Annotated in this window: 10 protein-coding genes; 7 read left to right on the top strand and 3 right to left on the bottom strand. The window is 72.0% G+C overall.

Features of this window, described 5'->3' with window-relative positions; genetic code table 11:
- Positions 1–61 precede the first annotated feature (61 nt).
- Together ACZ7DY_RS09265 and ku are read right to left on the bottom strand one after the other, a co-directional pair.
- Positions 62–268, bottom strand: coding sequence for an MbtH family protein (locus ACZ7DY_RS09265; RefSeq protein ID WP_471132021.1), 207 nt, complete (start codon positions 266–268; stop codon positions 62–64).
- A gap of 255 nt (positions 269–523) precedes the next feature.
- Positions 524–1630: a non-homologous end joining protein Ku gene (gene ku, locus ACZ7DY_RS09260; protein ID WP_471132019.1), complete on the bottom strand. Its 1107-nt coding sequence runs from the start codon at positions 1628–1630 to the stop codon at positions 524–526.
- Positions 1631–1745: 115 nt separating this feature from the next.
- Between ku and ligD the strand changes: the two genes are divergently transcribed.
- Together ligD and ACZ7DY_RS09250 are read left to right on the top strand one after the other, a co-directional pair.
- Positions 1746–2630: a non-homologous end-joining DNA ligase gene (ligD, locus tag ACZ7DY_RS09255; RefSeq protein WP_471132018.1), complete on the top strand. Its 885-nt coding sequence runs from the start codon at positions 1746–1748 to the stop codon at positions 2628–2630.
- Positions 2631–2717: 87 nt separating this feature from the next.
- Positions 2718–3146, top strand: a complete 429-nt coding sequence (locus ACZ7DY_RS09250; protein ID WP_471132016.1) for a nuclear transport factor 2 family protein — start codon at positions 2718–2720, stop codon at positions 3144–3146.
- Positions 3147–3152: 6 nt separating this feature from the next.
- Here the strand turns inward: ACZ7DY_RS09250 and ACZ7DY_RS09245 are convergent, their stop codons facing one another.
- Positions 3153–3962, bottom strand: coding sequence for a nuclease-related domain-containing protein (locus ACZ7DY_RS09245; RefSeq protein WP_471132015.1), 810 nt, complete (start codon positions 3960–3962; stop codon positions 3153–3155).
- 288 nt (positions 3963–4250) lie between these two features.
- On the opposite strand from ACZ7DY_RS09245, the gene ACZ7DY_RS09240 reads away from it, so the two are divergent.
- From ACZ7DY_RS09240 to ACZ7DY_RS09220, 5 genes are all read left to right on the top strand, one after another.
- The gene (locus tag ACZ7DY_RS09240) at positions 4251–4823 is read left to right on the top strand and encodes a hypothetical protein (RefSeq protein WP_471132013.1); all 573 of its coding nucleotides are present in this window, start codon (positions 4251–4253) and stop codon (positions 4821–4823) included.
- A gap of 33 nt (positions 4824–4856) precedes the next feature.
- Positions 4857–5528, top strand: a complete 672-nt coding sequence (locus tag ACZ7DY_RS09235) for a class F sortase (RefSeq protein ID WP_471132011.1) — start codon at positions 4857–4859, stop codon at positions 5526–5528.
- 51 nt (positions 5529–5579) lie between these two features.
- Positions 5580–6326: a hypothetical protein gene (locus ACZ7DY_RS09230; RefSeq protein ID WP_471132009.1), complete on the top strand. Its 747-nt coding sequence runs from the start codon at positions 5580–5582 to the stop codon at positions 6324–6326.
- The gene (locus ACZ7DY_RS09225; RefSeq protein WP_471132008.1) at positions 6323–7618 is read left to right on the top strand and encodes an ATP-binding protein; all 1296 of its coding nucleotides are present in this window, start codon (positions 6323–6325) and stop codon (positions 7616–7618) included. Before ACZ7DY_RS09230 ends, ACZ7DY_RS09225 begins: the two co-directional genes overlap by 4 nt.
- Positions 7619–7711: 93 nt before the next feature.
- Positions 7712–8062, top strand: coding sequence for an SH3 domain-containing protein (locus ACZ7DY_RS09220; protein WP_471132007.1), 351 nt, complete (start codon positions 7712–7714; stop codon positions 8060–8062).
- The last annotated feature ends 17 nt before the right edge of the window (positions 8063–8079 follow it).

Raw genomic sequence — 8079 nt, 5'->3', positions numbered from 1 at the left:
CTTCACCCCCACCGCGCCCCGCTCCCCCGTTATTCCTTCTTCTCTTTTACCGTCGGCCACTTCAGGAGCCGGATATCAGGCTCGCGGGCCGCGGATCGGTCCAGTTCCGCTCGACATACGCCAGCGAATCGGCCCGTGAACTCGCCTCTTGCGCGACCGTCCAGCCGGAGGGGACATCGAGGCCGGCGGGCCAGAGCGTGTGCTGGTTCTCGTCGTTCACGAGCACCAGATAGTGCGCGCCGTCGTCCTCAAATGGATTACTGACCATGTACGTCAAACCCTCCGGAAATCCTAAAGAATCCCATTGTGTCCGCAGGGATCATTGCGCGGAGGATCTAATTCCATCAAGGATTTGTGACATTCATCACAGGTACAGAAAGGCGGAGACTGTTCGATATGACCGAATTCCGACGGTGGCGTTATCGACGCGCCTGTCCGGGGCGCCTGCGGCCCTCCCGCGCGGCCCGGCACCGTTGCTTTGCAATTTGCCGGGCCCTGTCAATGCGCCGGCGGGGGCCGCGCCTCAGGCGGATGCCCTCCGCTTTCCCGCCGTCGCCTTCTTCGCCGGGGCGGCCTTCTTTCCCGCGGCCGCCTTCTTGGCCGTCGCGGACTTTCCTGCCGTGGTCTTCGCGGCGGCTTTTGTCGCCGCCTTCGTCGCGGCCTTCGTCTCCGCCGGCTTGGCGGCAGCGGTCTTCGTCGTCCGCTTCTTGGCGGGGGCGGCCTTCTTCTTCGCCGCCGAGGCCGAGGCCGCGGTGGATTTCTTTCCGCCGACCTGTTTGGGCGTCGTACGGGACGACTTGCGGGCCAGCGGGGTCACTTCGGCCACCGTGTCGTCGTCCGAGGCCTCACCCCGGGCCGTACGCGCCGCGCGGACGCTGTTCTCGAGCGCGGCGATCAGGTCGATGACCTTGCCGCCGCCCGCGTCGCCCGCCGGGGCCCGCTCCACCGGGGCCGCGCCCTCCACCTTCGCGGCGATGAGCTCTTCGACCGCCTCGCGGTAGTCGTCGTGGAGCGTCGAGATGTCGACCTCGCCGAGGGTGTCCATCAGAGCGTCCGCCAGGTCGAGTTCGGCCTCGCGGACGGTGACGTGCGTCTCGGGGGCCACCCCTTCGGGGGTGCGGATCTCGTCCGGCCACAGCAGCCCGTGCATGGCGATCACATCGTCGACCACCCGCAGCATCCCGAGCCGCTCCCGGCCGCGCAGGGCGAACTTCGCGATGGCCACCTTCTGGCTCCGCTTCAGCGCCTCGCGCAGCAGGGTGTAGGGCTTGGCGGCGGGCGCGCCGCTGGCCGACAGGTAGTACGCGGCGTCCATCTGGAGTGGGTCGATGCGGTCCGCGGGGACGAAGGCGACGATCTCGATCGTCTTGGCCGTCGGGATCGGCAGCGAGGCCAGGTCCTCGTCCGTGATCGGGATGATCGAGCCGTCCGCGTCCTGGTACCCCTTGCCGATCTCCGCCGAGGAGACCTCGCGCTCCTCCAGCTCGCACACCTTGCGGTAGCGGATCCGGCCGCCGTCCTCGGTGTGGATCTGGCGGAAGGAGACCGAGTGGCTCTCGGTCGCGTTGACGAGCTTGATGGGGATGCTGACCAGTCCGAAGGAGATCGCACCGTTCCATATGGATCGCACGTCCGACACCTCACTGGGGGCGGGGAGAGGGGCAGGGCAGGGGAGGCGGATGCAGGGCGTACGGCGGAACCGTACGGTTCATGGCGATATAGGCGTTTTATGGGACTCTCATCGTATGACGCCTATCACAGAGGTGGAGGGGCGACGGCTCCCGCTCAGCAATCTGGAGAAGGTGCTGTACCCCGCGACCGGCTTCACCAAGGCCGAGGTCCTGCACTACTACGCGAGTACGGCCGAGGCCCTCCTGCCCCACCTCCGCGACAGGCCCGTCTCCTTCCTGCGCTATCCGGACGGGCCCGACGGCCAGAAGTTCTTCGCCAAGAACGTGCCGCCGGGCACCCCCGCCTGGGTGCACACGGCCGAGGTGCCACGCTCCGAGGGGGACGTGCGGCAGATCCTCGTACAGGACCTGCCCTCGCTGATGTGGGCCGCCAATCTGGTGACGGAGTTCCACGTGCCGCAGTGGCGGGCCGGGGCGCCCGCGCAGGCCGACAGGATGGTGTTCGACCTGGACCCGGGTCCGCCCGCCACCGTCGTGGAGTGCTGCCGGGCCGCCTGCTGGCTGCGGGAGCGGCTCGCGGCCGACGGTTTCCACGTCTGCGCCAAGACGTCGGGCAGCAAGGGGCTGCACCTCCTCGTACCGCTGGAGCCGACCCCCTCCGAACGGGTCACCGCGTACGCCAAAGGGCTGGCCGTGGAGGCCGAGCGCGAGCTGCCCGGCCTCGTCGTGCACCGCATGACGCGCAGCCTGCGGCCCGGCAAGGTCTTCGTCGACTTCAGCCAGAACGCGGCCGCCAAGACCACGGCCGCGCCCTACACCCTGCGCGCCCGCCCCGAGCCGACCGTCTCCGCGCCCGTGACCTGGGGCGAGGTCGAGAGCTGCGAGGAGCCGGGGCAGCTGGTCCTCACCGCGGACGACGTGGTGTCCCGGCTGGGCCGCGACGGCGATCTGCTGGCCCCCCTCCTCGACCCCAGCCTCGCCCGTCCGCTGCCGGAGTGACCGGCATCACGTCTATTCAAGTTTGACTAGTGGTCCGACGTGGCATACCTTCCCTGTCAGTAATCAAACTTGATGAGTGGAGACCGCGTGACCCTTCTTCCCGACACCGGATACGTCCCGACCGCCGAGGACCGGGCCAGCCTGGACGCCTGGTTCGCCGAGTACGACGCGCACAGCGCGCGGCGCGACGTCGAGAGCATGGCCGGCCTCGCCGTCTTCCCGCTCAACCTGGTCAGCGACGACGCGGCGGGAGACGGGCGGGCGGCGCAGTGGGACCGGGAGCAGTTCGTCCGGACCATGACGCACGTGATGGGCGACGGGAGCGAGGACATCACCTTCGAGTCCACGCGCACGCCCGTCTTCCTCTCCCCCGCGATGGCCGTCGTCTTCACCGACTCCGTGATGACGTCCGACGGCGGGACGCAGCGGCTGCGCTACGCCGACATCCTGATCCGGCGCGGCGGTTCCTGGGCCTTCCAGACCATGATCCAGGGCGGCTGGGGCGACAACCTCTGACGCGGCTCAGACCCGGTGCCAGGTGTGCCGGTCCCTGGCCAGGGCGTGCAGGGCCTCCACATCGGCCGGTTTCAGCACCCCGCCGAGGCGGGCCAGCCCCGGCAGGTCCGCCTCGCGCAGCACCCGCACGTCGCGCGGCGGCGCCGCCACGGCCAGCTCGGCGGCGCCGGTCCCGGCCAGCGCGAGCACCGGGCGGACCTCGGCCGTCAGCGCGAAGGAGGCGCGGCCGGCGTCGGAGCGGACCGAACGCAGCAGCGGCACCGGCTCGCCGCGGCCGACCGTGACCATCGGGTCGGCGATGCGCACCCGCTGCCTGCGGACGGCGAGGGCGTTCACGCAGAACAGGCCGCCGGGGCCGATCAGCAGATGATGGATGCGGGCGCCGCCGGGCAGCGGCACGGAGTGCAGCACCCGCCAGCCCGCGCCCTCAAGCTCCTCCAGCGCGCCGCCGACCGCCTGTTCGGCGGCGAGGGCGCGGTGCCGGGGGTCGGAGCGCAGCCTGCGGGCGGGCGGCGGTTCACGGTCGAGGGAGATCTGGAGGGCCTCGCCGGGACGGTTGGGCGCGAGGTCGTCGTCCGGGTGGAGCGTGAGGCGGGCCAGTTCGGCGGGGGTGGGCACGGGCGGCGGGCCCACCGTGAACGGCCCGGCGATGAAGGGGGCGAGGACCTCCAGGACGTCCGCCTCACGCTCCTCGCTGAGCAGATTGACGCGGGACGAGTCCCTGTCGTACCAGGCGACGTTCCTGCCGTCCGCGAGATACACGTACAAGCGCTCCTGCCCGTGCCGCCAGGCCGGTACGACGCGCAGTCCGGTCATGCGCCATCACCCCCTCGACCATGGGAACAGCCCGTGGGCTCCCGCGGCAAGAACCTGTCTGCGCCGGAGGCGGCCGGGGGCTCCTTCGCGCCGTCCGCGCACGGCCCGCGCCCGCCCCGCGCCGGGCCCCTCACCTCCCGTAACGGCACTGCCCGCACAGCTATGGCCGGCTGTTACATAGACGACGAACTGCCGCAATAGCGGACATCTAGCTTCGTAACTGTCCACCCGATCACCCCGGAGCGCCCAGCCGACCGAACCGACCGAACCGACCGTAAGGAACGTCCCGTGAGCACCGACCGCCGCCCCACCCTCCTCCGTACCGCCGCCGTCTCCGCGCTCCTCGGCGGGGCGCTGCTCCTGCCGACCGCCGGCGCCTACGCGGCCACGCCCGCCCCCGGCGGCACGCCCTCCCCGCAGGCGACGGAGAAACCCGGGCCGAAGAAGAGCGAGGTCTACGAGGTCACCCTCGGCAACGGCGCGCGGGCGAGGATCCAGGACCGCGGCGGCTCCTACGTGGCGACGGTCTCCCTCAAGGGCAAGGAGATCGCGACCCTCTCCGCCACACACCCGACGGTCACCCACGGCGGCGTCAAGTACGACCTGTACCCCTCCAACGGCCACATCGGCATCACGTACCTGAACGGCAAGGAGAGCGGCAAGAAGAGCGAGGAGAAGAGCGGGGAGAAGAGCGGCACCAAGGACAAGACCGTCACCCCCAGGGGCGGCGTCAAGGCCGGCGCGGAGCACGTGCGGGACGCCGGCGACCCCGCGTTCCTGGTGGCCGGGGGCGGCATGGCGGCGGCCGGTGCCGCGGGGCTCGGCTTCGCGATGATGCGCCGCGGCCGCTCGGACTCCTGACCACTCCTCCCCCTCCCCCCCCAGGAGCCACTCATGACCACCCCCACCCGCCACGAACCCGGCGTCCCCGACGAGACGCGGGCGGCCGACCGGCAGCGCCGCCGCACCACCCGCATCGCGGCCGCCGCGGCCCTGATCGCCGCGCTCGGCATCGGTCTGATCGCCTGCGGCCAGGGCGGCACGGGTGCCCCGGCCCCCGACGTCAAGGTGGACAACGCCGCCACCGCCCAGGCACGGCACGCCGTCGCCCCGCTCGAAAAGTCCAGGCCGACCGGGCTGCGGATCCCCGCGGCGGGCGTCGACACGACGTCGATGCTGGACCTGGGGATCGGCGCGGACCAGGAGCTCGAGGTGCCGCCCGCGGACAAGGCGGACGAGCCCGGCTGGTGGACCGGCGGGGTCACCCCCGGCGAGAAGGGCCCCGCCGTGATCGTCGCGCACTACGACACGGCGAACGGTCCCGCGCTGATGAAGAACGTGGCGAAGGTCAAGGTCGGCGACACTGTGGAGGTGCCCCGCGAGGACGGCAGCACGGCGACGTTCAAGGTGCGGGAGATCCAGCAGGTCGACAAGAAGGACTTCCCCACCAATAAGGTGTACGGGGCGACCGGCCGACCCGAGTTGCGCCTGCTGACCTGCGGCGGGCCGATCGTGGACGGCCACCGCTCGGACAACATCATTCTCTACGCCGACCTGGTGACGTGACAGCAGGCCTGGTGTCACGACAGGCCGCGCCCCGCGGCAGGCAGGAGTGCAGTGAACCGCAGCCGGCTCGCGGCCGCCGCTCTCGCCGTCCTCGCCGCGCTCGTCGTCGGCGGGTGCGGTGACCCGGGCGGGCTGCGGGGCGCCGGTGCGACGCCGACCGCGGAGGGGCCCACCCGCCTCTGGCCGGACCTGCCGTCCCCGTCGGTGCCCGCCGAGGACTACGGCGCCATAGAGAGCGTCAAGGTCAAGGGCGTCGCGGTGCCCGGGGGCGACCTGCACCGGGTGGACCCGGTCGACGTCGTCCGCGCGGACTTCGTCCAGAACCCGGGGACGTACGAACCCTCCGACCGGGCGTACAAGGACACCCTCGACCGGCTCAAGGACTGCGCCGAGGACGGCTCGGGCGAGCGCGGGCGCTGTCCCGTCCTCAAGGCGTACTACCGGGACCTGACCGGCGACGGCAAGGACGACCTGATCGCCGGCGTCTCGACGCCCGACGACAACCTCGACATCCGCGTCTACGCCGAGGAGGACCGCCGGCTGACGCAGATCATGGAGATGAGCGACGCCGTGCTCGGCGTCGAACTCGCCGGCCGCGACCTGATCATCCGCGCCATCTCCAGCCTGGCGGGGTACGAGTACCACACCGTCTGGTCCTGGGACTCGCACCAGAAGGCGATGCTGCCCACGAGCGACGAGATCGTCCGCTCCGCCCGCGGGCCCCACCCCAAGTCGCCCCACCCCTCCCCCGCGAAGCCCTCGCACGGCGCCTCCCCCTCCGCGGGCGGCGGGGCATGAGCCACCATCAGCCGCGCCGGCCGCGGCTCCCCGCCTGGACGGCGACCCTCACCTGGAAGGCCGCCGTCTTCATCACCGTCATGTGCTGTGCCCTCGCCGCGCTGCTCGGCGCGCTCGTGCACGTGTCGGTGACCGATCAGACGGTGGGCCAGGCCCGCGAACGGGCCCTCGGCCGCCTCAAGGAGGTCACCGAGCGGTACGAGGCGGGCGACCGGCTCGGCCCCGGCGCGGGCGTCGACCCGGCGGGCCTGCCCGCCCGGCTGCGGGAGCTCGCGGTGAACGGGGAGCGCGGCACGATGGTCGCCGCGCACGGGTCCCGGCCGACGATGTGGGCCGCGGGCCCCGCCGACGGGCACCGCGCCATCGCCGTCCAGGTCGACTACGCCCAGGGCGCCCGCACCATCGACGGCCTCGACCGGGCGATCCTCGGCTCCTCCGCGCTGGCGATCGGCGCCACGCTGCTGGTCGGCGCGTTCGCCGTGACGCGGGTGACGCGGCGGCTGCACCAGACGGCGCAGGTCGCCAGGAAGATCAGCGCCGGCGACCTGGACGCGCGCGTCCGGGACCCGCACTCCCGTCCGAGGGCCGGCGGGGTGCCGCGCCACCAGGACGAGGTGGCGGCGGTCGCCGGGGCCCTGGACACCATGGCCTCGACCCTGCAGGGCAAGCTCCTGAGCGAGCAGCGGTTCACCGCGGACGTGGCGCACGAGCTGCGCACCCCGCTGACCGGGCTGCACGCGGCGGCCGAGCTGCTGCCGCCGGGGCGGCCGACCGAGCTGGTGCGGGACCGGGTCGCCGCGCTGCGCACGCTGACCGAGGACCTCCTGGAGATCTCCCGGCTCGATGCGAAGAGCGAACGGGTGGACCTCGACGCCCACCAACTCGCTCCACTGGCGGAGCGGGTGGTGCGCTCTTCCGGGGACGGGACGGAACTGGTCGTCGTGCGCGACGTCTGCGTGGAGACCGACCGGCGGCGCCTGGAGCGGGTGGTCGGCAACCTCGTCGCCAACGCGCACAAGCACGGACGCCCGCCGGTCGTCGTGACCGTCGACGGGCCGGTCGTGACGGTGCGGGACCACGGCGAGGGCTACCCCGACTACCTGGTGGCCCACGGGCCGCAGCGCTTCCGCACCGAGGGCACGTCGTCCAAGGGGCACGGCCTGGGGCTGACCATCGCGCTCGGCCAGGCGGTGGTGCTCGGCGCGCGCCTGACGTTCTCCAACGCCTCCGACGGAGGAGCGCTGGCCACGTTGCGGCTGCCGTTCGAGGAGGTTCCGGAAGACTCGGCGTGAGGTTGCGTGCGCGCATGGTGCCGTTTTTAGTGTGGATTGCGGCTTCTGAGCATCCGCCAGGGCCGCCCCACCCCCTTCTGCCAAGGAGGCCCCATGCCCCTGCGCACCACCGCCACCCGGCTCGGCATACTCGCCGCCGGCGGCGCCCTCACCGCACTCACGATCGCCGGCCCGGCCGCCGCCCTGGACGGCACCGTGGACAATCCGCGCGTCTACAAGGGCCGCGTCACCGCCAAGAACGGGCTGCTGCTGCGCAACTCGCCGACCCGCGGCAGCAAGGTGGTCCGCACCGTCCCCCGCGGCAAGGTCGTCACGATCTTCTGCAAGTCGCGGGGCGACCGGGTGGTCAACAACAACATCTGGTACCTGCTGACCGACGGGACCTGGGCATGGGGCGCCGCGTACTACATCTCGAACATCGGTCCCGCGCCGCGCTGGTGCTGACAAAGGCGGCATAAGCG

The organism is Streptomyces sp. NPDC037013, from assembly GCF_055607265.1.
Note: the sequence above shows the minus strand (reverse complement) of the source record. Positions and strands in the feature narration are given on the sequence as shown.

Bases quoted from the DNA above. Each gene is read 5' to 3' on its own strand.
- ACZ7DY_RS09245 (WP_471132015.1), bottom strand. From the start codon at position 3,962: ATGACCGGACTGCGCGTCGTACCGGCCTGGCGGCACGGGCAGGAGCGC.
- ACZ7DY_RS09225 (WP_471132008.1), top strand. From the start codon at position 6,323: ATGAGCCACCATCAGCCGCGCCGGCCGCGGCTCCCCGCCTGGACGGCG.
- ACZ7DY_RS09220 (WP_471132007.1), top strand. From the start codon at position 7,712: ATGCCCCTGCGCACCACCGCCACCCGGCTCGGCATACTCGCCGCCGGC.
- ACZ7DY_RS09265 (WP_471132021.1), bottom strand. From the start codon at position 268: ATGGTCAGTAATCCATTTGAGGACGACGGCGCGCACTATCTGGTGCTC.
- ligD (WP_471132018.1), top strand. From the start codon at position 1,746: ATGACGCCTATCACAGAGGTGGAGGGGCGACGGCTCCCGCTCAGCAAT.
- ACZ7DY_RS09235 (WP_471132011.1), top strand. From the start codon at position 4,857: ATGACCACCCCCACCCGCCACGAACCCGGCGTCCCCGACGAGACGCGG.